A 22,927-nucleotide genomic window follows, 5' to 3' on the forward strand; every position below is an offset into this window, starting at 1 on the left:
CCCATCAACTCGGGAAGCAGTGTTACGCAGCCGAGTCCGCACACTCTCAGAGGCGCTGAGACAAATTTCTATGCGGAAGCCGCCGAGCAGACTTTCAGCGTGGACATGTTGGGCCAAGATGTCGCCATCGTTGCCAGGCCCGTGCAGTACACGTGGAGCTATGGCGACGGCACTTCGCTGGGGCCGCAAACGGCGTCCGGTGGACCGCTGCCGCAGGACCGCTGGGGCGAGAAGACCTTGACGAGCCACGTCTACGCCCAGACCGGCGACTTCCCGGTGGTTCTGACAACGCATTTCCAAGGCACATACTCCGTCAATGGCGGCCCACCCCTTCCCATCCCGGGCCAAGGCTCCTTCAGCTCGCCGCCGCAAACCGTCAGCGTGTGGCGGTCGATCACCAGGAATTACGCAGATACCTGTCTGCAGAACCCCCAGGGCCAGGGCTGCCCCGGCGTCGCCCCGCCTCCGCCCTAATGCCTCGCTAATCCGCAGTTCGTGGCTAGGCTCGCAGCTCGCGGTCCACCCGTGCCATCCGGGCGCTCACGAGCTGGCAACGGGGATCGTCCGATCCGATCAGTGCCACCGCGGCAGCAGCAGTTGCGGTATCGAAGGACCCCATGTCGCTCGTGCACCACTGCAGCATCAGCCTGGCATCACCGCTGGAGCGTACGGACGCTCCCACGGCTGTGTTGAGCTCGTCGCGCATGAACCCGACCGCCAGATTGACCGAACGCGTGAGAAGCCTTGCCGGGTAGGCCGCGAATGCCTCGGCAACCCGGCCGTCCCGAAGATGGGCTGCCACAACCGAGGCGTCGGTCACGACGTTGACGGTTGACGAGAATCGGTAGGGGTTCGCCTCCAGGACATCGCCCAGCATGCTGCGTATCCGGTGCATCTCGGTCCGGATCGCCGCGCCGGTGCCCGCGTCGCCATGAATCTCGCAAGCCAGTTCATCGGCACTCCAGCCCTGGTCACGCGAGGCCAGCAGGGCCAGGATCTCGGCACGGCGGAGTGTCAGCGGGCGACTGCTGCCGCCATCGACCGCCGCGGACGGCGCGTGCCCCAAAAGCCGCAGCATGAGCTGTGCCCGGGTGCCGCCGTCGCGCGCTGTCCCCTTATTACGTCGTGTCAGCTGCCCTGAACGCCCGACGCCGGCGTCGGGAACCGGAGCCGATTTCAGGAGCTCCTCCGCAAGCCGCACTCCACAACGCACCAGCCGCAGGCTGTCAGGCGTGACCGACTCGAACGGGCCGGAGACATCGAGGACGCCAACGATTTGGCCGGTCAAAGGGTCGCGAATCGGAGAGGCCGTGCAGGCCCAGTCATGGTGGGTCCGCACGAGGTGCTCGGCCGAGAAAAGCTGCGCCGGGGCGCCGGTCACCAAGGCTTCGCTAATGGCGTTGGTGCCCACCCCTGACTCGGACCAGTCGGCACCCTCCACGAACTCCAGGGAGTCCGCAAGCCGCAGCGCCTGTTTGCTACCAACGCGCCACAGCACTTCACCTTCGTGGTCAGTCACAATGAGCAAATGGCGCCCGGTCACGGTCTCATCGGCCAGCAGCTGTGACAGGGCAGGCATGACCGCAGCCAGCCGATGGCCGGCACTGAGGGATCGTGCCTCGGAGACTTCGTGCCGGTGCAGCGGACGGTGCTGGTCCGGATTGATGCCCAACGCGAGGGAACGCTGCCAGGACTTGATGAGCGACGGCGACAGGTGCGAATCCGGAGTGCCGGACATGGTGGTCTCGTGCGCCGCGCGGAGTATCCGGGCGTACTCTGCCGGCGCTGAAAACCTGAGGTCTGAGGGATGCGTGATGGAGCCGTTGCCCTGCCGCATCCTCATTCTCCCAACTCGCCCTCGAATCGTCGCACCCGGCCGGTTCCCTGCCGCCGTCGGTCACCGTGCGCGCCGGCCGACAGCTTGAGAGCTCCGTGTAACCCGATTGTAACCCCCTGCCACCTTTACTTGTGATGCGGGTCACTGCGTGGTCTAGGCGTCACGCAACGGAAGCGGCCCACTGTCAGCAACGGAAAGAGGAATCATGCCTGAGACACCAAACGGCGTCGTCGGGGCGTGGTTGGCGCAGTTCGATGAGGCACTGCGCGGCCACAACACGGACGCCGCACTTGAACTTTTCGACGACGACTCGTACTGGCGCGACTTCGTCTCCTTCACCTGGAACCTCAAGACCCTTGAGGGCAAGGAAGACATCAGACGCATGCTCGACGCGACCCTGGATGACGTGCAGCCAAGCAACTGGACCCTCGCCGAAGACGCCACCGGGGACGCCGCCAACGCCGAGGCCTGGGTGAACTTCGAGACCGCCCAGGCCCGCGGCTACGCGCATCTGCGCCTCCGGAACGGCAAATGTTGGACCCTGCTCACCACCATGCAGGAGCTCAAGGGATACGAGGAAAAGAGGGGACCCAACCGGTCGAAGGGCGTCGCCCATGAAATCACCAAGGGCCGCAAATCCTGGCTGGAACTGAAGGAAGAGCAAGAGGCGCGCCTCGGGTACGAAGACCAGCCCTACACAGTCATCATCGGCGGCGGCCAGGGCGGGATCGGGCTGGGGGCGCGGCTGCGCAGGCTCGGCGTGCCCACCATCATCATCGAGAAGAACGAGCGCCCGGGAGACTCGTGGCGCAACCGCTACAAGTCCCTCCACCTGCACGATCCGGTCTGGTACGACCACCTGCCCTACATGAAGTTCCCGGACGACTGGCCGGTTTTCGCTGCCAAGGACAAGATCGGCGACTGGTTGGAAAACTACACGCGGATCATGGAGCTGAACTACTGGTCCAAGACCGAGTGCACCAACGCCCGCTTCGATGAATCCTCGGCGGAGTGGGTGGTGGAAGTGATGCGCGACGGCGCACCGGTCACCCTGCGCCCCAAGCAGCTCGTCTTCGCCCTGGGCGTTTCGGGGTACCCCAGCGTCCCCACGTTCGACGGCGCCGAGTCCTTCCTGGGGGAGCAGTACCACTCGTCCAAGCACCCGGGCGGCGGAGACTGGAGCGGCAAGAAGGCCGTGGTCATCGGCTCCAACAATTCCGCCCACGATATCTGTGCCGACCTCTGGGAACACGGGGCCGACGTCACCATGGTCCAGCGGTCCTCGACCCATATTGCCCGCAGCGAATCCCTCATGGACTTGGCCCTCGGCGATCTGTACTCCGAAAAAGCGCTGGCCAACGGCGTCACCACGGAGAAAGCCGATCTGCTGTTCGCTTCGCTGCCGTACCGGATTCTGCCCGAGGCCCAGATCCCTGTTTATGCGGAGATGGCCCGGCGGGACGCGGATTTCTACTCCCAGCTCGAGGCTGCCGGCTTTGACCTGGACTTCGGCGTTGACGGCTCCGGCCTGTTCCTGAAGTACCTGAGGCGCGGTTCCGGCTACTACATCGACGTCGGTGCCTCCCAGCTGATCATCGACGGCCGCGTCAAGCTGGCCAATGGCGAGGTCAGCAAGATMACCGGCAACTCCGTCGTGATGGCCAACGGCACGGAACTGGATGCCGACGTCATCATTTACGCCACCGGCTATGGGTCGATGAACGGCTGGTTGGCTGATTTGGTCTCGCCCGAGGTGGCCGACGCCGTTGGCAAGTGCTGGGGGTTCGGATCGGACACGCCCAAGGATCCAGGGCCGTGGGAGGGGGAACTGCGCAACATGTGGAAGCCAACAAACGTGGAGAACCTTTGGATCCACGGCGGCAACCTGCACCAGAGCCGCCACTACTCCAACTATCTGGCGCTGCAGCTCAAGGCAAGGATGGAAGGACTGCCGACGCCGGTCTTCGAGTTGCAGCCCACGCACCACACCCGCTGACCACACCCGCTGAGTGACAAGGGTCGTGACAATCCCAGGTACGGCCACCAGACTGGGGTTACGGCCCCGCTTTGAAAACCAACGACATTCCGTGGATGCGTCTGATCGGGCGCATCCATGGCCTGGAATCCGAAGGTGAAACCCCATGAAAGCAGCACGATTCCACGCCCGCGAGGATCTCCGGATCGAGGAAATTCAAGAGCCCGAACTCCGTCCGGGAACGGTGAAGATCGCCGTGGCCTGGTGCGGTATCTGCGGCACCGACCTCCATGAATTCCTCGAAGGACCCATTTTCACCCCTCCGCCCGGCCACCCCCACGGGCTTACCCACGAGGCCGCCCCGGTCACCCTGGGACACGAGTTCTCCGGCACTATCGAGGAACTTGGGGAAGGTGTCACCGGTCTAGCGGTCGGAGACAACGTCGTCGTTGAACCGTACGTCGTCTGCAATGAATGCGGTCCCTGCCTCAGCGGACACTACAACCTGTGCACCAAGTTGGGCTTCATCGGTTTGGCGGGCGGTGGCGGCGGCTTGAGCGAGAAAATCGTTGTCGATACCCGGTGGGTGCACCCTGTCGGCGACATTCCCCTGGACGAGGCCGCACTTATCGAACCCCTCGCGGTGGCGTACCACGCCGTCGGCAGGAGCGGCCTCACAGCCGGGGACGTCGCCGTCGTCGGGGGTGCCGGACCCATCGGGCTCCTGACCGCCGCGGTCCTCAAAGGCATCGGCATCACCACGATCGTTACTGAGCTGTCGGCCGCCCGCAAGGAGAAGGCGGCTTCGTCGGGGGTCGCGGATCACGTTCTCGACCCCAGTGCCGACGACGTCAAGGCGCGCGTGCTGGAACTGACCAACGGCGCGGGGGCCAACGCGGCGTTTGAATGTGCCGGCGTGAATGCCGTGTTGGACACGATGCTCGACGTCGTGAAGCCGGCGGGGGTCGTCGTGAACGTCTCGATCTGGGGACACCCGGCCACAGTGGATATGCAGAAAGTGGTGCTGAAGGAAATTGATCTGCGCGGCACCATCGCATACTGCGGCGACCATGAAGCCGCCATCAAGCTCGTCCAGGAAGGAAAAGTAGACCTGAAGCCCTTCATCACCGGGAGAATCGCCCTGGACGACTTGGTGGACAAGGGGTTCGACACGCTGATCAACCACAACGACACTGCGGTGAAGATTATCGTCCACCCGTCGTGATTCGAGTCTCAGATGGAATAGTTGCAAACGCTGTGCAGTTACCGTCAATGAACCAATCCATTGTGAAAGGAACTGCGCATGCTGTTTTCCCCGATGACCCTCGGCGAGCTGGAGCTGCCCAACCGACTCGTCATGGCGCCGCTTACCCGCGTCCGCTCCGGCAAAGAAGGAATCCCCGGCCCGCTGGTGGTCGAGCACTACCGCCAGCGCGCCTCGCTCGGCCTGATCGTCAGTGAGGGCACGTACCCCAGCCACGCAGGCCGAGGCTTCCCGGGCCAGCCCGGGCTCGTGACCGACGAGCAGCTCAAGGGCTGGGCCAACGTCACAGCCGCCGTGCACGCTGAGGGCGGCCGCATCTTCGCCCAGGTCATGCACGCCGGCCGGGTTACCCACCAGGACACGACCGGTGGCTACGAGGTAGTCGCCCCCAGTGCCATTGCCATCGACGGCGAGACCCGCACGTACGAAGGCAAGAAGGCGTTCCCTGTCCCGCGCGCCCTGGCCACCGAGGAACTGCCGGGCATCGTCCAGGAATTCGTGACGGCCTCCCGCAAGGCAGTAGAGGCAGGATTCGACGGCGTCGAGCTTCACTCGGCCAACGGTTACCTTCTGCACGAGTTCCTCACTCCGGCCGCCAACCAGCGCGACGACGTCTACGGCGGCTCCCCGGAGAACCGGGCGCGCTTCGTGATTGAAGTGACCCAGGCCGTGGTGGACGCCATCGGCGCGGACCGTGTCGGCATCCGCATTTCGCCGGAGCACAATGTCCAGGGTGCCCTCGAACTCGACGCAGCAGATGTCCGGGCCACCTACGCCCACCTCGTGGACGCTCTGGCTCCGCTGAAGCTGGCCTACCTCAGCATCCTGCACAAGGACCCCACCAGCGAGCTGGTCCAGGACCTGCGCGCACGGTTCAACGGAACGTTCCTGATCAACACCGGCTTCGGCATCGTCACCACGCGCGACGAGGCGACCGCACTGGTCGCAGACGGCCACGCTGACGCCGTCGTCGTCGGACGCCCCGCCATCGCCAACCCAGACCTGGTCCGCCGCTGGCGCGAAGGCCTGCCGGTCAACGAGGCGAATCCGGCCACGTTCTACACCGACGGCCCCGAGGGCTACACCGACTACCCGGCCTACCAGAACTAAGGCAGCGCCAGCACCGCCACGGCTGGACATGTCCAGCCGTGGCAACGAAGAGTGGGCAGAACACCGTTCTGCCCACTCTTTGCGTTAAAGAATGGGCATGTCCGGCGTCCTATAGGATCTGAAGATGCAACCAGCTTCCTCCGGGAGTCGCCCTGAGGGCCACTACGCGGGCCGTCCCGTCAGCCGCCAGGTCCTCGCCGACCACGTCTACGAGGAGCTTTTGGCGTCACTGATGGACGGGCGGCTCGAACCCGGGGCCGCTGTGAGCATCGATGGCACCGCCAGGGAGCTCGATGTTTCCCCGACGCCGGTGCGCGAGGCGCTTGCCCGGCTCGAACACACCGGAATGGTCCGCCGTGTCGCGCTCAAGGGCTACCGGGTGGCGCCGATGTTCACCCGGGAGGACTTCGCCGAACTCATGGAAGCGCGGCTGGCCATCGAGCCCGTCAATGCCCGCCTGGCGTGCGCCCGGCAGACACCGGCGCACCAAGCCGAGCTGGCCAGGGCTGTCGCCGACCTCAAGAAGGCGCCGCGCGGCCCGTCGTTTGCCGAATACCGCGACTATCTGGAAGCCGATGAGCGGTTCCACCGGTTGATCGCGGAGCAGACCGGCAACCAGTTCATGGTGGCTGCCTATGCGGCCCTCGGCGGGCAGGTCCAGCGCTTCCGCCTGTTCGGCGGCGTGGGCATCACCGACGCGGAGCAGGCCATCGCCGAGCACCAGGCGGTCCTGGAGGCGCTTTCCACGGGCGACCCGGAGAAGGCCGCAGCTGCCATGGCCGAGCACGTGCGGAAGGTGCGCGGCCGCGCCATCGCGGACGCTCCCGCCGAATAAACTCCGTTCCGTCTCGTTCCGCGGACGGCCCCGCGGACGGCCCTGCGGACAGCCCCGCGGACGGCCCTGCGGACAGCCCCGCGGACGGCCGCTGCAGACTCCTGTAAAAGCTTTTTTGTGACCCCCTTCACAGTAGATAGAAGACCCTATAGGATCTTCGATTGTGACGGCTACGGTGCCGGCATGGGGAGTCACGAGGGAGTGAAGAGTGCAAACAGAAACTTTGGCCGCAGGGCCCAAGGAGTCAGCGACACGCCGCACCATCAAGAATCTGCGGTGGTGGATCCTCGGCTGGGCGCTGGCCGCCGGCATCATCAACTACATGGACCGCAGCGCGATCTCTATCGCCGCGCCGCAACTGATCAAAGACTTCGGAATGACCCGCACGGACATTGGCCTCCTGGGCACGGTGTTCTCCTGGACCTACGCTTTTGCCCAGCTGCCCGCGGGCTGGCTCGTGGACAAGCTGGGCGCCCGCCGGATGTACTTCCTGGCGATCGCGGGCTGGAGCATCGCGACAGCGCTGATGGCCGTCGGCACCAAGATGTGGCAGTTCATCACCTTCCGCTTCCTGCTCGGCATCACCGAAGCCCCGAACGGGCCGGCGTCGGCCAAGCTCACCGCTGACTGGTTCCCCCGGGCCGAGCGCGGACAGGCCACCGCCATCTGGGATAGCGGGTCCAAATGGGGACCCGCCATCGCGCCGCCCGTCCTGACCGCCATCATGCTCGCCTTCGGCTGGCAGGCCATCTTCGTATTCCTCGGCGTCGCAGGCCTCGTGCTGGCGCTGGCCTTCTTCCTTTACTACCGCGCTCCCGAAGAGCACAAACGCATCAGCTCCAAGGAACTGGACTACATCGAAAGCCAGCGCACCACCCAGCTTCTGACCGCCAAGAAAGTCTCGTGGCTCGGACTTTTCAAGCACCGCCAAATCTGGGGCATGATGGCCGGCTTCTTCTGCGTCATCTGGATCTGGAACATCTTCATCGTCTTCCTGCCGCTCTACCTGCAGGAAGAACGCGGTGCCAGCATCGCCAGCTCCGGCTGGCTCGCCGCCGTCCCGTACCTCGGCGCAGCCATCCTCGGCATCACCGGCGGCTGGGTCATGACACGTTACTCGAAGAAGGCAGGCCGCGATCCGCTGCTGGCCAAGCGCCACGTGATGTCCGTAGCCGCCGTCGCGGCCGGCATCCTGATCTGCCTCATCCCGTTCGTGGATTCCCTTCCGCTCGCCATCGCTGTCATGACTGTGGCGCTGGGCTTCGTCGCCACCATGCAGGCGGCCGCCTGGGCCATGCCCGGCGACATCGTGGATAACTCCCAGGTTGCCTCGGTCGGTGCCATCCAGAACTTCGGCGGCTACTTCGGCGGCGCCTTTGCCCCGCTGCTGACCGGCGTGATCGCCGATGCCACCGGCTCCTACGCGCCGTCGTTCGTTATCGGCGGCATCATCGCGGCCCTGGCCGCCGTGGCTTACACGGTGCTGGTCCGCGAACCCATCAAGGACAAGACCGCAGCAACGCAGACAGAAAGCCGAACCGACGCATGAGCGCAGCAACAAATGCATTGACCACGACGGCGGTCGCCAACTCGGCGACCGCCCCGGCGGCGGGAACCACCACGGCGGAAACCATCACAGCGGGAACCGCCCGCCCGCCGTTCACCGTGGCCGTCACGGCCGACGCCGCCCGGCCGGACGGCAGCTCCATCCACGGCGACCTGGGGCTGCAACGACTCACTGAGAATGGCATCAGTTGGAACGTCCTGCCCAGCTACACAGACCCGGTTCCGCTGCCCGACCTCGCCGGGGTCCAGGCCGTTCTGTCACTGGGACACATCGCTTTCGATTCACGCACCGTGGACCACGCTCCGGACCTGAGGCTGATCGCCCGGTTCGGGGCCGGCTACGAAACCATCGATTTGGACGCCTGCACCCGCGCCGGCGTCGTTGTCACCAACACCCCGGACGCGATCCGGCGGCCGTTGGCGGTGGCGGGGCTGACGCTGCTCCTGGCGCTCTCGCACAAGCTCCTGGCCAAGGACAGGCTGACCCGGACCTCTGACTGGGTGCAGCGCGAGCACTACCGCGGCGCGCCGCTCGTGGGCCAGACGGTCGGCATCGTGGGCTTCGGCAGCGTGGGCGCTGAGCTTGCCCGCCTGCTGGCCCCACTCGGGATGAAAGTGGTGGGCAACAACCGCAGCGGCCGCCATGCGGGGGCCGCCGGGCTCGGCGTCGAGCTGCTGGGCCTGAACGAGCTCCTGGAGCGCTCGGACTACGTTGTCCTCTGTGCCGCACTGACCCCGGCGACCGAAAAGCTGATAGACGCCACCGCGTTGGCCCGGATGAAGCCCAGCGCCTACCTGATCAATATCGGCCGCGGAAAGCTCGTGGACACGGATGCCCTCCGGGACGTCCTCCGGGACGGCCGGATCGCCGGCGCCGGCCTGGACGTCTTTGAGCCGGAACCCCTACTTCCCAATGACGAGCTACTGACCTTGGACAACGTGGTGCTGTCGCCGCATTCCCTGTGCTGGACCGAGGATTTCACCCGGGACGTCGCGGCCAGCGCCATTGCCTCGATCCTGGCCGTCGCGGCGGGGGAGCGCCCTGCCAACGTCCTGAATCCGGAGGTCTTCGCAACCGCGGCATTCACCGCAAGGCGCGCGTAACCCGGGATGTGACCTTGACAACATCCCCCCAGATAGTAAATCCTATAGGAAACAGGATTCCACGAAGGAGTGAACCCCCATGGCTTATACAGCCGAAAACTGGCCCATCACCGCAGCGCTCCTGCAGTTCCCGGGAACCGACGCGCAGGGTAACCACATCAACGACGCCGACGCCTCCGCCTGGGCCGAGGTCCTCACCGAGGTCAAGGACGCAGGCTTTGCCAACGCCGACCTCACGGACAGCTGGGTACGCCCCGGCGACCTGAGCTCCGCCCGCCTTGCCGAGTTCAAGCAGACCGCGGACAACGTGGGCATCGGCATCCCCGTCATCTCGGCCATCCGCCGCAGCGTCATCGAGGCAGCCAACTGGGAAGCCAATCTGGCGTACAGCCACCGCACCATCGACGCAGCGGCCGAGCTTGGCTGCGAGGTCGTCTCCTTCGGACTGCACCAGGCCATCACCGCAGAGCAGCAGAAACAGCTCTGGTTCTGGACCGTCGAAGGCTACAAGGACCCGGTGGGGGATAAGGAAACCTGGGGCAAGGCTGTGACCCGCCTGCGGGAACTCGGCCAGCACGCGGCCGAGGTCGGCGTCCTGCTCTCGCTCGAAATGTACGAGGACACGTACCTCGGCACCGCGGATTCTTCGGTCCAGTTGGTCCAGGACATCGGCCTGGCCAACGTCGGCATCAACCCTGACATCGGCAACCTCATCCGGCTCCACCGCCCGATCGAGGACTGGCGCGAGATGGTGGCCAAGACCCTCCCGTACTCCAACTACTGGCACATGAAGAACTACATCCGCGACGAGGACGTGGCCAGGGACACCTACGTCGCGATGCCGGCCCCGATGGAAAGCGGCCTCATCAACTACCGCGAGGCGTTCAAGGTGGCGCTCTCCGTTGGCTTCCAGGGCATCCTGTGCACCGAGCACTACGGCGGCGACGGGCTCAGCGTTACGGCCAGCAACCAGGACTACCTCCGCCGCCAGGTCCTGCCGAAGGCCGACGGCTACGCCCTCGGCCAGAGCCAGGTAGCCCAGGGCCGGCAGCAGCCCGCAGCCACGGCACTTGCCGGCGTCTGACCCGGTGCCTAACGCTGGCGCCTGAAGCTGGCGCCTGGTGCGGCCGTCAAGCCATTTGGGGGGGGCGGCCGCACCACCCCGGATCTACCCCCAGCAATACTTCTCCAACACGGATTCAATGAGGAACCATGACTCAGATCTTCGACAATCCCGCTGATTTCGCGGATGAGGCACTGGACGGCTTCGTTGCGGCCAACCGCGGCTACGTTGCCCGTGTCGACGGCGGCGTCGTCCGCTCCACCGAGGTCCCGGCCGGGCAGGTCGCCCTGGTGGTCGGCGGCGGCTCCGGGCACTACCCGGCCTTCGCCGGCCTCGTCGGGCCGGGCCTGGCCACCGCCTCGGCCTGCGGCAACATGTTCGCCTCGCCCGCGGCCGGCCAGGTCTACCGCGTGGCCAAGGCCGCCAACGCCGGCGGCGGCGTGCTGCTGAGCTACGGCAACTACGCCGGCGACGTCCTGCACTTCGGCCAGGCCCAACTGCGGCTCAACGCCGAAGGCATTGAAACCCGCACGGTCCTGGTCACCGACGACATCGCCAGCGCCCCGCTGGACCAGATCGAGAAGCGCCGCGGCATCGCCGGGGACCTGACAGTCTTCAAGATCGCCGGCGCCGCCGCCGAGGCCGGACTGAGCCTGGACGACGTCGAACGGCTGGCCATCCGGACCAACTACCGCACCCGCTCCCTCGGCGTGGCCTTCGACGGCTGCACCCTGCCCGGGGCGGACGCGCCGCTGTTCACTGTCCCGGCGGGGCACATGTCCCTCGGCCTGGGCATCCACGGCGAACCGGGCATCTCCGATCACCCCATGCCCACCGCCTCTGAACTGGCCGAACTCCTGGTCAGCCGGCTCCTGGCCGACAAGCCGGACGACGCCGGCACCCGCGTGGTCGCAATCGTCAACGGCCTCGGCACGGTCAAGTACGACGAGCTCTTCCTGCTGTTCGGCAAGATCGAGAAGCTCCTCACCGCAGCCGGGCTCACCGTGGTGGAGCCCGAATGCGGCGAGCTCGTCACCAGCCTGGACATGTCCGGACTGTCCCTGACCCTGCTGTGGCTGGACGAGGAACTCGAGCAGTACTGGGCCGCCCCGGCGGACACCCCGGCGTTCCGCAAGGGAAACCTGGCGCCCCGTGCCCGCCGCGAGCTCGCCGGTCCCGAAGCCGCCGAGACCGCCGACGTCGAGCGCCCCACCGCAGCGGCGGCAGCCCTTGGCCGGCTGGCTGCCGACCTGCTCGGCCAGACGCAGAACGTGATCATTGAGCATGAGGAAGAACTCGGCCGGCTGGATGCGATCGCCGGCGACGGCGACCACGGCATCGGCATGCGCCGCGGCGTGGACGCGGCAGTCACTGCGGCTGAGCAGGCTGCGGCGAACGACGGCGGCGCCTCGCCGTCGCGCATCCTGACCGCTGCAGGGGAGGCCTGGAGCGAACGCGCCGGCGGCACCTCGGGCGCACTCTGGGGCTCGGCGATCATCGCGGCCGGACAGGCCCTGGGCAACCAGGACAGCTACAGCGGCGAGGACGCGGCTGCCGCGGTCACGGCCTTCGTTGACGCGATCACCGAGCTCGGCAAGGCCGAACTGGGCGACAAGACCATGGTGGACGCCCTCGTGCCGTTCCGGAACGCCTTCCTCACCGCGTTCGACGCCGGCACCCCAGTGGCTGCCTCCCTCGCCGCGGCAGCGGAAGCCGCCACGGCCGCCGCGGAGGCGACCTCCGGGTTGCGTCCACTCAAGGGCCGGGCCCGCCCCCTCGCGGAAAAGAGCCTCGGCCACCCCGACCCCGGTGCGGTGTCCTTCGCACTCATCGCCACCCGGATTTCTGCACACACCGACACTTCCAGCACAGGAACCCGGCTCGCTACTTCCGAGCCGGCGGAACAAGGAGCACAAGCATGAGCACAACAGCAGGCTGGCGCATCGTCGTCGGCAACGATGAGGCCGGCGTCGAATACAAGAACGCCCTGAAGGCGCTGCTCGAAGCCGACCCCCGCGTCGCCTCCGTGCTGGATATCGGCGTCGGACCCGACGACTCCACCGCCTACCCGCACGTGGCTGTCGACGCGGCCCGCAAAATCGCCGAGGGCGAAGCCGACCGGGCGCTGCTGATCTGCGGCACCGGCCTGGGCGTGGCCATCGCGGCCAACAAGGTCCCCGGCATCCGCGCTGTCACCGCCCACGACAGCTACTCCGTGGAACGGTCGGTCCTGAGCAACAACGCCCAGGTGCTCACCATGGGGCAGCGCGTCATCGGGCTGGAACTCGCCAAGAAGCTCGTGGGCGAATGGCTGAGCCACCGCTTCGATGAAAACTCCTCTTCCGCCGCGAAGGTGGACGCCATCTGCTCGTACGAGCCCGAATACACGAAGGCAGTCTGAACATGACCGAATCAACAGCTACCGCAGCGGCCATCAACGCCGCCCGCAAGATCGCCGTCGTCGGCTCCGGCTACATGGGCGGCGGGATCGCGCAGGTCCTGGCGCTCGGCGGCGCCCGGGTTGCACTCGCGGACGTGTCCGCCGAAGTCGCCCTGAAGAACTACGAGCGGCTCCTGGCCGAATCTGACGAATTCGTTGCCGCGGGGCTTTTCCCGGAAGGCTCCACCGCCATCCTGAAGGAAAACCTCTGGGCCGCCAAGGACATCGAGGAAGCCGTGGCGGACGCGGACTTCATCGAAGAAGCTGTCCCCGAGGTCATCGAGATCAAGCACCAGACCCTCGCCCGCATCAGTGCGGCTGCCCGCCCGGATGCCATCATCGGCTCCAACACGTCCACGATCTCCATCGCGGACCTGTCCGAGCCGGTCACCAATCCGGAACGCTTCCTGGGCGTGCACTTCTCCAACCCGTCGCCCTTCATCCCGGGTGTGGAAATCATCCCTCACGCCGGTACCTCGGCAGTCACTGTCGGCGCCGTCCGCGACCTCGTGCATGCGGCCAACAAGCAGACCGCCGTCGTCAAGGATGTGACCGGATTCGTGCTCAACCGGCTCCAGTACGCGCTGTTCCACGAGGCCGCCCAGCTGGTGGAGCAGGAAATCGCGACCGCGGAAGACGTCGACACCCTGGTCCGGACCACCTTCGGCTTCCGTCTGCCGTTCTTCGGGCCCTTCGCGATCGCCGACATGGCCGGACTGGACGTCTACAACTTCTGCTACAAGTCGCTCCAGACCGACTTCCCGGAACGGTTCGCCACCCCGAAGATCCTCACCGAGCTGGTGGAGGCCGGAAAGCTGGGCACCAAAACAGGAGCGGGCTTCCTGAACGTCCCGGCGGAGCGCACGCCGGAACTGATCGCGTACCGGAACAAGGCGTACGTGGCCATGCAGAAGCTCATCGACGAGCTCGGCCCCGCTCCCATCAACTGAGTCCGCACCTTCCACTTTCACTTCAGGAGCCTTCCAATGAGCACTTTCCCCGCAGAACGCACGGCCATCATCACCGGCGCCGTGTCCGAGCGAGGCATCGGCCGCGCCACCGCCAGCTACCTGGCGGCCCAGGGCTGGAACATCGGCATCATCGATCTCGATGACGCACTCTGCAAGGCCGCGGCCAAGGAACTGGCCGCCGAGCACGGCGTCAAGGCGTTCGGCGCCGGCGCCAACGTTTCCGACGAAAGCTCGGTCCGCGCGGCAATCGACACCATCGAGGCGGAGCTGCCGCAGATCGTTGCGCTCGCCAACGTGGCAGGTGTCAGCTCGCCGGTTCCCTACCTGGAACTCGACGCCGCCGAATGGGACCGCGTGCTCAACATCAACCTCAACGGCGTCCACTACGCCACGCGCCGCGTCGCAGAATCCATGGTGAAGAACAGGATCGGGCGCATCGTGAACATCTCCTCTGTCTCCGCGCAGCGCGGCGGCGGCACGTTCTCCAAGACGCCGTACTCGGTGGCGAAGGCCGGCGTGATCGGCCTGACCCGGGCAACGGCCCGCGAACTGGGCGAATACGACATCACCGTCAACGCCATCTCACCGGGCCCCATCGACACCGACATCATGGGCGGCACCCTCAGCGATGAACGCAAGGACGAACTGACCAAAGACCTCGTGGTCAACCGCGTTGGCTCCACCCGGGACATCGCAGCAGCCATCGCCTTCCTCATCAGCGAGGACGCCGGTTACATCTCCGGCCAGACGCTGAATGTGGATGGCGGACTCTACATGCACTAAGGAAGAAGCATCGTGGCACAACACAGCCAAACCCCCGCTGCCTCCGGATTCGCGGCCTGGAGCAAGGGACGGAAGATCTACCTCGCCGTCGGGATCCTGGCCTGCCTGGCCGGCGTCCTGATGATGGCTTTTTCACGCTAGAAGTTGTTCCCGGCCGGATCCGGCCTGGCCTCATTTGGCCAGGCCGGATTTTGGCCTGGCCTCATTTGGGCTGGCCTCATTTGGGCTGGCCTCATTTGGGCTGGCCGGATCCGGCCGTTCTCCACGCAACTGATTTACCCCACTGATTGCTCGACGAGGAGTTTTTTGATGACCGTAACAACAACGTCCACCCGGGACCTACTGGAGACACCGGTACTTAAATCGGCTATCTCCAAGGCCTCCCGCCGGCTCATGCCCATGCTGGTGATCCTCTATGTGGTCGCCTTCCTGGACCGCACCAACGTGGGCTTCGCCGAGGCCGCTCTCGGCGTGGACAAGGGCATCACTGCCGGGGCCTACGCCCTGGGCGCCGGGATCTTCTTCATCGGCTACGCCCTGTTCGAAATCCCGAGCAACCTGCTCCTGACCAAGTTCGGGGCGAAGGTGTGGCTGGCCCGCATCGCCATCACCTGGGGCATCGTCTCTGCCTGCTTCGCGTTCGTCCAGGGCGAGACGTCCTTCATCATCCTGCGGTTCCTGCTGGGTGTCACCGAGGCCGGGCTGTTCCCCGGCGTCATCATGTTCCTGGCCGCGTGGTTCCCCAACAAGGTCCGCGTCAAGATGTTCGCCATCTTCTACCTGGCCCAGCCGTTCTCCCAGATGCTGGGCGCCCCGCTCTCCGGCTGGCTGATCAACATCGGCGACCAGGTCCCCGGGGTCCAGGGCTGGCAGGTCATGTTCTTCGTCGAAGGCATGCTGGCGGTCATCGCCGGCATCGCCGCGTACTTCTTCCTGATCAACAGCCCGCAGGATGCCAAATTCCTGGACAAGGACGAGAAGCGCGCGCTCCTGGAAGTCATGGCGCTCGAGGACACCGTCAAGGAAGAGTCCGGGCCGCGCGGCGTCCTGGCTGCCATGAAGAATGGCAAGGTCTGGTACTTCACCATCATCTACTTCTGCCTGCAGATCGCCGTCTACGGCGTCACGTTCTACCTGCCGCAGCAGGTAGCCCAGTTGACCGGGCAGAAGGTGGGCATCGCCGTCGGCCTGATGGCAGCCATCCCGTGGTTCTTCGGCATCTTCGCCTGCTACTTCATCGGCAAGGCCGCCAACACCGTGGTCCGCCGCCGGGTCTGGGGCACCGGGCTGTTCATCTCCACCGGTCTCTGCATCTTCGGCTCCGCGTGGGCCGGCGCAAACCACATTCCAGCACTCGGCATCATCTTCATCACCCTGGCCGTGTGTTCCTTCCTTTCCATCGGCCCCATCGCCTGGTCCTACCCGACGGCGTTCCTCACCGGAACGGCCGCGGCCGCGGGCATCGGCCTGATCAACTCGCTCGGAAACCTCGGCGGCTTCGTGGCACCGATCCTGCGGACCTCGGTCAACCAGATCACCGCCTCGGACACGGGCACCATGGGCGTCTACGCCCTCGGCGTGCTCCCGTTCCTGGCAGCGGCCATGATGTTCGCGACCCGCCGCTTCAAGAACAAGGCCGACGAACTGCTGGAGCAGTAAGGCCTCCCAGCCCCCGCCTTCCAGCGCCCATCAACTGGATCCAGCAGAAAGCACCAACACATGCAGCAGAACCCCAGTAGCCAGACCTCCAGCAACCAGATCCTGGTGGGGGTCAGCACCAAGATGTATCTCGGCTACCGGGACAGCCTGGCCTGGCTGGAGCGGCTGCGGCACGAAGTGGACGCCCGTCCGGCCCTCGCGGCCGGGCGGGTTGTCCCGTTTGTCATTCCGTCTTTCCCCGTCCTGCCCGCGGCGGCCGGGCTCCTGGCCGGTTCGCCACTCTTGCTCGGAGCCCAGAACTGCGGCTGGGCGGACGGGCCCTGGACTGGGGAAGTGGCGCCGTCCATGCTTGCGGAACTCGGTGTCCGGCTCGTGGAGATCGGCCATGCCGAACGCCGGCGGCATTTCCACGAGGACGATGCCATGGTGGCCCTCAAGGTCCGGGCCGCGGACGACGCCGGGCTTACGCCGCTGCTGTGCGTGGGGGAGACTGAGCGCGGGGAGCCCGCCGCCGCCGCGGACTTTGTGCACCGCCAGATTGAGTCGGCCGTCGACGGCGACTGGGACCTGGCCGGCCGGCTGGTGGTGGCCTACGAACCGGTCTGGGCTATTGGTGCGGCGGAGCCGGCGGACGCTTCCTACGTGTCCGACGTCGTCCAGCGGCTCCGGGCTCAGCTCACCGTGGCTGGCGTGCCAGGATCGCCGGTCATCTACGGGGGTTCGGCCAAGCCGGGACTGCTGCCAACCCTTGAGGGCGTCTCGGGCCTGTTCCTGGGCCGGTTTGCGCACGATCCCGGGAATTTTGGCGCGGTGCTGGATGAGGCACTCCTGCTGGCCGAGTGTCTCCACGCGCCGGCACCAACCACCGTGGGACATGTTCAGCCTTGGTCCTGAAGAGTGGGCAGGATGCCATTGTGCTCACTGCTGGCGGCTAAGAATGGGCATGTCCAAAGGATTGCCATGAATAACCGCGGACAGGTTGTGAATCACCGAGGGACATGTCCAGCCTTGGCCCTGAGGATTGGGCAGGACACCCTTGTGCCGACTGTTGGCGTTAAAGGTTGGGCTGGCGGACTAAATTCTCAAAAGCGGCAGATGTAATGTTTTCACCAAGGTTGCCAAACGCCATGAGGGCATCCGCAAGCTTTATATAAGTTACTTAACCGCACTCTCGGCCTCTGCAGCTTTATTATTTGCCCAACGTGTATCCAAAATGCTCAAGAGTGTAGATGCGATTATTAAATTCAACACGCGTGAACCCCTTATAGGGTGCCTCTAAGCCATTGAAAGCAGTTCCAAAGACTAGCAGCGCCTCCACGGCAATTTTCATCCAATATTGCTTTTCGTTGTCGTCGTCGAATGTGCGATTGACTAGATGCTTAGCCCTACTTTGAGCTCGGGGGGCACTGCCAAAGGTGATAAATTTGAACAGTGTGAACTTAAGTCCACTTTCAGGGTCAACGACGTGTTCTCGCGACGTGGTAAAAGGGATTCCGCCGCTTGCATTTAGCAGCTCGAAAACTTCGGTGGTGTAGGGGCTTCCTGTTACTAACCACTCGAGATATACACCGGCGTCGGCATCTGCGACTCGAGGCACCAGATTGTCCTCGGTTTTTTCGACTCTAAACATGCAAATCTCCCCCCAGGCTAGCGAAGTGCCAGCCCCATTGAACTCCAGCCAGTGGGCCGAGCCACGACTATCATCACAGCAAGGAGTGCTTCCTGTCATTACTCCAAACGATGATTTTTCATGATTGCTATCTGCCGAAGTTTCCCGACCTGGTCGGATCCGGGGAACCGGGAGTTACCGTGTTTGCAGCAACAAGTGCAGCACTCCATTTTTTCATTCCGGGCTCCAGGAATTCGGGCTGATCTTGGCGTCGTATTTGGCCGGAACCCCGGTGGGAGTGAGCCCGTCCTCGATAGCACTCCGAAACTCAGGAGGCCACTGACCTCTGGCACAGGCCGATGAAGCCGCCCAGCTGCTCCAGACCCTCGGGGTGGGCGGGGAGGTAGTTGGTCAGTTCGGGCGCGCGGACGATCACGGCACGCCATTGGCCGCGGGACACCGCCACATTGATCCGGTTCCGCGAGAGCAGGAACTCCATGCCCCGCGGAGCCTCGGCCACCGCAGAACATGCCATGGACACAATCACGACCGCGGCCTCCTGGCCCTGGAACTTATCCACGGTCCCCACCCGCACGCCGGAGAGATTCGCGGCGTCCAGGGCATCGCGAATGACGTTGACCTGTGCGTTGTAGGCAGCCACCACCAGGATGTCGGCCGCCTCCAATGGCCGGGCTCCGTCTGCGGTGTGCCAGGAAAGGCCCAAATGGCGGCGCACCTGCCCGACGACCTCGGCAGCCTCCTCGGCCGACGACGTCGTGTTCCCGCTGTGCGGCACCATCACCGTCTCAATCCCCGCGGGCACACCCTCCAGACGGCGCAGATCCGCGGGCGGGGCGGAACGTAACCGGCCTTCGTAGGACAACTCCGAGACGGCCAGGCACAGCTCTGAGTTCATCCGCCACGAGTCGGCCAAGAAGTAGCCAAGCTCGGGCGGCAACGTGGCGTGGCCTGCGGAAATCCAGCCCAGGGCAGACTCGTCGACCGGCTCGGGGTGCCTGCCCTGGCTGACCTGCGGCAGCTGCTGCGGGTCGCCGAGCAAGAGCAGCCGGCTGCTGGCCTGGGCCACGGCAAGGGTGTTGGCCAGCGAGAACTGGCCGGCCTCGTCAATCACCAGGAGGTCCAGGGAGCCGGCCGGGACGGTGGTGCCGGTCATGGTCCACGCCGTGCCACCGACGAGGGCGCCTCCAGGCGCACCCAGCAGCTCCGCAACGTCCTTGCCGGTGCGCCGGGCCCACGGCAGGGCGTCGTTGTGCTTCACGTCTTTGGCCACGCGCGCCGGGTCGACCCCGGCCTTCGTGACAGCGGTCTTCAGCAGGTTCTCCACCACCGCGTGCGACTGGCCGACGACGCCGATTTTCCAGCCGCGGGCCACGAGCCGGGCGATGACGTGGGACCCCACATGGGTCTTGCCCGTTCCGGGCGGACCCTGCACCGCCAGGTAGGAGTGGTCAAGGGCCAGCACGGCCGCCGTGATGGCTTCAATGAAGCGGTCCGGTCCGGCACCAGGCTGCGGCAGTGAAGCTCCGGCGGCCAGCCTCGGCGGCTGACGCCGGACGAGGTCAAGCGCAGGATGGCGGGGGAGGGAGCCGGACCCCAGGCCGGCGACCACCGTGTCAGCGAGGGCTGCCAGTGCTTGCTCGAGGCTCTTGGTGGCGAGGGGTTGGTCTTCCGTCAGCGCAATGGGGAGGTCATTGTAGGGCGGTATCTTCCGGTGCAGCCGGTCCCGGATGATGACGGTGTCCTTGCCGTCCTCATGCCCCAGCTCCAGGACCTCCGTGCCGAACCATCCGCTCCGCCCGGTTCCGTTCTTGCCGGTACCCTCCAGCCCGGCGGGAAGAGGCAGCTCGTACATGCGGAACCACTTGCTGCCCTCGCGGAGGTCCGACCCGGGACTCACGGAGCCGGTCAGCTTGACCCGCCGCTCCGGAAGTTTGGTCCCCGTCTGTTGCCAGTCGTCGAGGAGTTCCGCGGATTCGACGAGGAAAACGTTCCGGTCCCGTTCGTGCGTGTCCGGACCGTGCTCACACCGGTCGAAGTGCGCCCACCAGAACGACTTGCGCTCCCGGCGGTGATAGCTCACGGCCGCGGCCAGCATGGCGACGGCCTTACGGTCGTCCTCGGACAGGCCGCTGCCCGGCTCAGCAAATTCCATCAGTGCCAGCTCAGCCGGGGCCAGCGCGGCATCGGCTCGTGCCGAGCCGTCGTCGTCGGGGCCGTCCTCTAAGCCCGCCTCCGCGCCGTCCTCCGCGCCGGACGCCGCGCCCGCCTCCGCGCCGTGCGGCTCCGGCCGGCGTTCCTTGGCCAGCCCGAGCAGCCAGTTCCGGAGCTCCAGCGTGGAGAGGCAGTCGTATTCGTTGTAGTCGGAGATCCCGGCGAGGATTGTGGCCGCTTCGTCGGGCCGCTCATTGTCCCTCGCGTCGCAGAACCGTGCATAGGCAATCACGGAGGCGCCGGCATCCTTCACTTCGCCAGTTCGAAGGTTCGCCCGCATGTAGAGCGGCTCGAGCTTCTTGATGCTGTAAGAGTTCTCGGAGATCCTGATGCTGTTCCGGACCGTTTGGTACAGGTCCACCAGCAGGCCTTCGCGGAGCCACTCGTCCACGATGTCCTCCCCGGCAACGTGCATCACCGAGAGTTTTCGAAGCGCCGTTTTTTCATACGGTGCGTAGTGGTAGACGTGCATGTCCGGGTGGTCCCGCCGGCGTTTCTCGACGTAGTCAAGGAAATCGAGGAACGCCTGCTTCTCCGCCTCCCGGCTGTGGGCCCAGAATGGCCGGAAAATCCCCGGACTGCCGGGCTCGGTGGGCGCCTCAATCACGCCGAACAGGTACTCGAGCCCCCACACTCCCGTGGCGCGGTCCTGCCACAGCGGATCGCCTTCGAAGTCGAAGAAAATATCGCCCCGGCTCGGTGGGGGCAGCTCGGCCAAGGTGTTCCCGGGCAGGACGCCGTAGCGGATGGTGTGCTCTTCGCCGTCCTTGCGGTAGCAGACTTCGCCGTCGGCAGGGCCAACGCCGCTCTGCATCCGCGCCTGTTCCTGCAGGCGCAGGAGCGTAGGGGTGGGCTTGGTGAGGGTCGCTTGCGCCAGGTCAGTGACTGAACTAATCCCACGTTCGTGGAGGTTCTTGCGCTGCACGGAGTTCATCCGGGCCACGAGGAGGAGATCGTCGGTGGCTTTGACTTGCTCCTGGCAGTAATCGCAGCGGCCACAGGCGGTGAGCCCGGGCGCGCCCCAGCCCACTGTTCCCGGCTGTGCGATGTGCGCGGCGGTCAGCGCGAGGAAACGCTCGCGGCGCTCGCGGAAAACCGGCAGGATCTCGGAGAGTTTGTGGTGGCTTCGCACGTAGTCGAATCCGCCGCCGGGCAGCTGCACCGTCGAGCCAAGGACGAGTGTCACCGCCGGGTCCACCGGGATCCCGGCCTTCAGCAGCTGGTCGCCGTAGGCGGCCAGCTGGAGCAGAGCCGTCACCTTTGCGTGGCGGGCGAGCTTGGTGTCGAACACGGCGTAGCTACCGTCGGACTGCCGCACGAGGAAGTCGGAGCGGCCGTGGAACTGGCCGTCGAAGAAGGCGGCCTGGAAGACGACGTCGGCTCCCGCGCGCAGCGCCCCAATGGACTCGGCGTGCTTGGCCGCCAGCGTGGCGCGGTCCATGGCCTCGGCCGGGACGACGTCGTACACGCCGTGCCCGGTGGCCGGATCCCAGTCGCCAAACTCCGCCACGAAACCGCCGAGGACCTTGCGCTCGTGGAGCTCACCCAACACCGCTGCATGCTTGAGCATCTCGTCGTCTTCGAACGTAGCCCTGGGGGACCGGCCCAGCTTCTCGTCGAGTTTGCGCAGCAGCTGATACTCGCAACTCGCTGCCACCACGAGGTCGCTCGCGGAGTAGACCAGATCCGGTGATGAGCCCGGTACCTCAGGTTCAAGAAAAAACACTGTGCCCCCGTTGCTGGTGCCCCGTTGTTGGTGCCTCCGCTATTCAAGCTATCAAAGCCCTCTGACAGTCAAACACGGGACAGGAACCAGGCAATGCCCCTCTGGTTCCTGTCGCAGGACCGGCGTAGGGTCTGAGGACTATGACCGAACAGCAACCGTATGAGCTGGTCCAGCGCTACGCGCACTTCGAGCTGCGCCGCTATCCCGCGTACGCCGTGGCGGAAATAGAGGTCAAAGCGACCTTCGACCGCGCCGGGAATGCTGCCTTCCGGCACCTGTTCAACTACATCAGCGGCAGCAACACGGCGCAACGGAAGCTGGCGATGACGGCCCCGGTGATCCAGGGGCCCGGGCCGTCGCAAAAGCTGGCGATGACCGCGCCGGTATTGCAAAGCGGCCCGCTGCCGGGAAGTGCAGAGCCCGCTGATTTCATCGTGGCCTTTGTGCTCCCCGCTGGGGTGACGGCGGAGACGGCGCCGGTCCCGGCGAACCCCGACGTTAGAGTCCGGGCCCAGCCAGGTTCCCTGGCAGCCGCCCTTCGGTTCTCAGGCAGCGGGTCGGAGGCGGCCTTTGTACGGCGAAACGATGGCCTCCAGGAGGCACTGAAGCTAGCCGGGCTGAAGGCTGTGGGGCCGCCACGATTCGCCCGTTTTGATCCGCCGTTCAAGCCGTGGTTCCTGCGCCGCAACGAAGTTGTTCAGGACGTGCAGGAGCCCTTTACTCCTCCGGGCGAGCCCGGCCGCTGACCGGGGT

The 22,927-nt window shown here is 65.7% G+C and carries 19 protein-coding genes; 16 read left to right on the plus strand and 3 right to left on the minus strand.

All coding sequences use genetic code 11. From position 1 onward, the window contains the following. Nucleotides 1-105: 105 nt before the first annotated feature. On the plus strand, nucleotides 106-474 hold the full coding sequence (locus AC1D2F_RS13690) for a PKD domain-containing protein (RefSeq protein ID WP_476966945.1): 369 nt from the start codon (nucleotides 106-108) through the stop codon (nucleotides 472-474). Nucleotides 475-499: 25 nt separating this feature from the next. Here AC1D2F_RS13690 and AC1D2F_RS13695 read toward each other — a convergent pair whose 3' ends face one another. Continuing rightward, entirely contained in the window at nucleotides 500-1,837 is a 1,338-nt protein-coding gene (locus AC1D2F_RS13695) for a GAF domain-containing protein (protein WP_476966952.1), read from the minus strand. A gap of 205 nt (nucleotides 1,838-2,042) precedes the next feature. On the opposite strand from AC1D2F_RS13695, the gene AC1D2F_RS13700 reads away from it, so the two are divergent. The 14 genes from AC1D2F_RS13700 to AC1D2F_RS13765 all read left to right on the plus strand — a co-directional run bounded on the left by AC1D2F_RS13700 (nucleotide 2,043) and on the right by AC1D2F_RS13765 (nucleotide 17,501). Then, nucleotides 2,043-3,833, plus strand: a complete 1,791-nt coding sequence (locus AC1D2F_RS13700; RefSeq protein WP_229994552.1) for an NAD(P)/FAD-dependent oxidoreductase — start codon at nucleotides 2,043-2,045, stop codon at nucleotides 3,831-3,833. 145 nt (nucleotides 3,834-3,978) lie between these two features. Then, entirely contained in the window at nucleotides 3,979-5,037 is a 1,059-nt protein-coding gene (locus AC1D2F_RS13705) for a 2,3-butanediol dehydrogenase (protein ID WP_229994551.1), read from the plus strand. 78 nt (nucleotides 5,038-5,115) lie between these two features. Further along, the gene (locus tag AC1D2F_RS13710) at nucleotides 5,116-6,186 is read left to right on the plus strand and encodes an alkene reductase (RefSeq protein ID WP_229994550.1); all 1,071 of its coding nucleotides are present in this window, start codon (nucleotides 5,116-5,118) and stop codon (nucleotides 6,184-6,186) included. A gap of 124 nt (nucleotides 6,187-6,310) precedes the next feature. Then, nucleotides 6,311-7,021, plus strand: coding sequence for a GntR family transcriptional regulator (locus tag AC1D2F_RS13715; protein WP_229994549.1), 711 nt, complete (start codon nucleotides 6,311-6,313; stop codon nucleotides 7,019-7,021). 208 nt (nucleotides 7,022-7,229) lie between these two features. Then, on the plus strand, nucleotides 7,230-8,570 hold the full coding sequence (locus AC1D2F_RS13720) for an MFS transporter (RefSeq protein ID WP_229994548.1): 1,341 nt from the start codon (nucleotides 7,230-7,232) through the stop codon (nucleotides 8,568-8,570). After that, entirely contained in the window at nucleotides 8,567-9,691 is a 1,125-nt protein-coding gene (locus AC1D2F_RS13725; RefSeq protein ID WP_364747665.1) for an NAD(P)-dependent oxidoreductase, read from the plus strand. Before AC1D2F_RS13720 ends, AC1D2F_RS13725 begins: the two co-directional genes overlap by 4 nt. A 79-nt stretch (nucleotides 9,692-9,770) precedes the next feature. Continuing rightward, nucleotides 9,771-10,775: a sugar phosphate isomerase/epimerase family protein gene (locus tag AC1D2F_RS13730; RefSeq protein ID WP_229994547.1), complete on the plus strand. Its 1,005-nt coding sequence runs from the start codon at nucleotides 9,771-9,773 to the stop codon at nucleotides 10,773-10,775. 128 nt (nucleotides 10,776-10,903) lie between these two features. Further along, nucleotides 10,904-12,676: a dihydroxyacetone kinase subunit DhaL gene (gene dhaL, locus AC1D2F_RS13735; protein WP_364747667.1), complete on the plus strand. Its 1,773-nt coding sequence runs from the start codon at nucleotides 10,904-10,906 to the stop codon at nucleotides 12,674-12,676. Continuing rightward, nucleotides 12,673-13,155 (plus strand): ribose-5-phosphate isomerase, encoded by a 483-nt coding sequence (locus AC1D2F_RS13740; RefSeq protein WP_229994545.1) that lies wholly within the window; start codon nucleotides 12,673-12,675, stop codon nucleotides 13,153-13,155. The genes dhaL and AC1D2F_RS13740 overlap by 4 nt, the downstream gene beginning before the upstream one ends. Before the next feature lie 2 nt (nucleotides 13,156-13,157). Continuing rightward, complete coding sequence (locus AC1D2F_RS13745; protein ID WP_229994544.1) at nucleotides 13,158-14,144, plus strand: 3-hydroxyacyl-CoA dehydrogenase family protein; 987 nt, start codon at nucleotides 13,158-13,160, stop codon at nucleotides 14,142-14,144. A gap of 36 nt (nucleotides 14,145-14,180) precedes the next feature. Then, nucleotides 14,181-14,948 (plus strand): SDR family NAD(P)-dependent oxidoreductase, encoded by a 768-nt coding sequence (locus tag AC1D2F_RS13750; protein WP_229994543.1) that lies wholly within the window; start codon nucleotides 14,181-14,183, stop codon nucleotides 14,946-14,948. Between the two features lie 12 nt (nucleotides 14,949-14,960). Beyond that, nucleotides 14,961-15,089 (plus strand): hypothetical protein, encoded by a 129-nt coding sequence (locus AC1D2F_RS13755; RefSeq protein ID WP_290369378.1) that lies wholly within the window; start codon nucleotides 14,961-14,963, stop codon nucleotides 15,087-15,089. Between the two features lie 168 nt (nucleotides 15,090-15,257). Then, nucleotides 15,258-16,607 carry an MFS transporter gene (locus tag AC1D2F_RS13760; protein WP_229994542.1) on the plus strand — a complete coding sequence of 450 codons (1,350 nt, stop codon included), beginning with the start codon at nucleotides 15,258-15,260 and terminating at the stop codon, nucleotides 16,605-16,607. Nucleotides 16,608-16,667: 60 nt separating this feature from the next. Next, a complete protein-coding gene (locus tag AC1D2F_RS13765; protein WP_476966946.1) occupies nucleotides 16,668-17,501 on the plus strand; it encodes a triose-phosphate isomerase family protein in 834 nt (277 codons plus the stop codon). A gap of 295 nt (nucleotides 17,502-17,796) precedes the next feature. Here the strand turns inward: AC1D2F_RS13765 and AC1D2F_RS13770 are convergent, their stop codons facing one another. Together AC1D2F_RS13770 and AC1D2F_RS13775 are read right to left on the minus strand one after the other, a co-directional pair. After that, on the minus strand, nucleotides 17,797-18,237 hold the full coding sequence (locus AC1D2F_RS13770) for a hypothetical protein (protein ID WP_229994540.1): 441 nt from the start codon (nucleotides 18,235-18,237) through the stop codon (nucleotides 17,797-17,799). A gap of 307 nt (nucleotides 18,238-18,544) precedes the next feature. Then, nucleotides 18,545-22,174, minus strand: coding sequence for a TM0106 family RecB-like putative nuclease (locus AC1D2F_RS13775; RefSeq protein ID WP_364747672.1), 3,630 nt, complete (start codon nucleotides 22,172-22,174; stop codon nucleotides 18,545-18,547). Between the two features lie 140 nt (nucleotides 22,175-22,314). On the opposite strand from AC1D2F_RS13775, the gene AC1D2F_RS13780 reads away from it, so the two are divergent. Further along, the gene (locus tag AC1D2F_RS13780) at nucleotides 22,315-22,920 is read left to right on the plus strand and encodes an SOUL family heme-binding protein (RefSeq protein ID WP_229994538.1); all 606 of its coding nucleotides are present in this window, start codon (nucleotides 22,315-22,317) and stop codon (nucleotides 22,918-22,920) included. Nucleotides 22,921-22,927 lie beyond the last annotated feature (7 nt).

The sequence above is a fragment of the Arthrobacter sp. P1_B3 genome, assembly GCF_056406615.1.

Excerpts from the sequence above, each read along its gene's own strand:
- AC1D2F_RS13715 (WP_229994549.1), top strand. The coding sequence starts at position 6,311 with ATGCAACCAGCTTCCTCCGGGAGTCGCCCTGAGGGCCACTACGCGGGC.
- AC1D2F_RS13705 (WP_229994551.1), top strand. The coding sequence starts at position 3,979 with ATGAAAGCAGCACGATTCCACGCCCGCGAGGATCTCCGGATCGAGGAA.
- AC1D2F_RS13765 (WP_476966946.1), top strand. The coding sequence starts at position 16,668 with ATGCAGCAGAACCCCAGTAGCCAGACCTCCAGCAACCAGATCCTGGTG.
- AC1D2F_RS13710 (WP_229994550.1), top strand. The coding sequence starts at position 5,116 with ATGCTGTTTTCCCCGATGACCCTCGGCGAGCTGGAGCTGCCCAACCGA.
- AC1D2F_RS13760 (WP_229994542.1), top strand. The coding sequence starts at position 15,258 with ATGACCGTAACAACAACGTCCACCCGGGACCTACTGGAGACACCGGTA.
- AC1D2F_RS13740 (WP_229994545.1), top strand. The coding sequence starts at position 12,673 with ATGAGCACAACAGCAGGCTGGCGCATCGTCGTCGGCAACGATGAGGCC.
- AC1D2F_RS13745 (WP_229994544.1), top strand. The coding sequence starts at position 13,158 with ATGACCGAATCAACAGCTACCGCAGCGGCCATCAACGCCGCCCGCAAG.
- AC1D2F_RS13730 (WP_229994547.1), top strand. The coding sequence starts at position 9,771 with ATGGCTTATACAGCCGAAAACTGGCCCATCACCGCAGCGCTCCTGCAG.
- AC1D2F_RS13725 (WP_364747665.1), top strand. The coding sequence starts at position 8,567 with ATGAGCGCAGCAACAAATGCATTGACCACGACGGCGGTCGCCAACTCG.
- AC1D2F_RS13780 (WP_229994538.1), top strand. The coding sequence starts at position 22,315 with ATGACCGAACAGCAACCGTATGAGCTGGTCCAGCGCTACGCGCACTTC.
- dhaL (WP_364747667.1), top strand. The coding sequence starts at position 10,904 with ATGACTCAGATCTTCGACAATCCCGCTGATTTCGCGGATGAGGCACTG.
- AC1D2F_RS13750 (WP_229994543.1), top strand. The coding sequence starts at position 14,181 with ATGAGCACTTTCCCCGCAGAACGCACGGCCATCATCACCGGCGCCGTG.
- AC1D2F_RS13770 (WP_229994540.1), bottom strand. The coding sequence starts at position 18,237 with ATGTTTAGAGTCGAAAAAACCGAGGACAATCTGGTGCCTCGAGTCGCA.
- AC1D2F_RS13690 (WP_476966945.1), top strand. The coding sequence starts at position 106 with ATGTTGGGCCAAGATGTCGCCATCGTTGCCAGGCCCGTGCAGTACACG.
- AC1D2F_RS13695 (WP_476966952.1), bottom strand. The coding sequence starts at position 1,837 with ATGCGGCAGGGCAACGGCTCCATCACGCATCCCTCAGACCTCAGGTTT.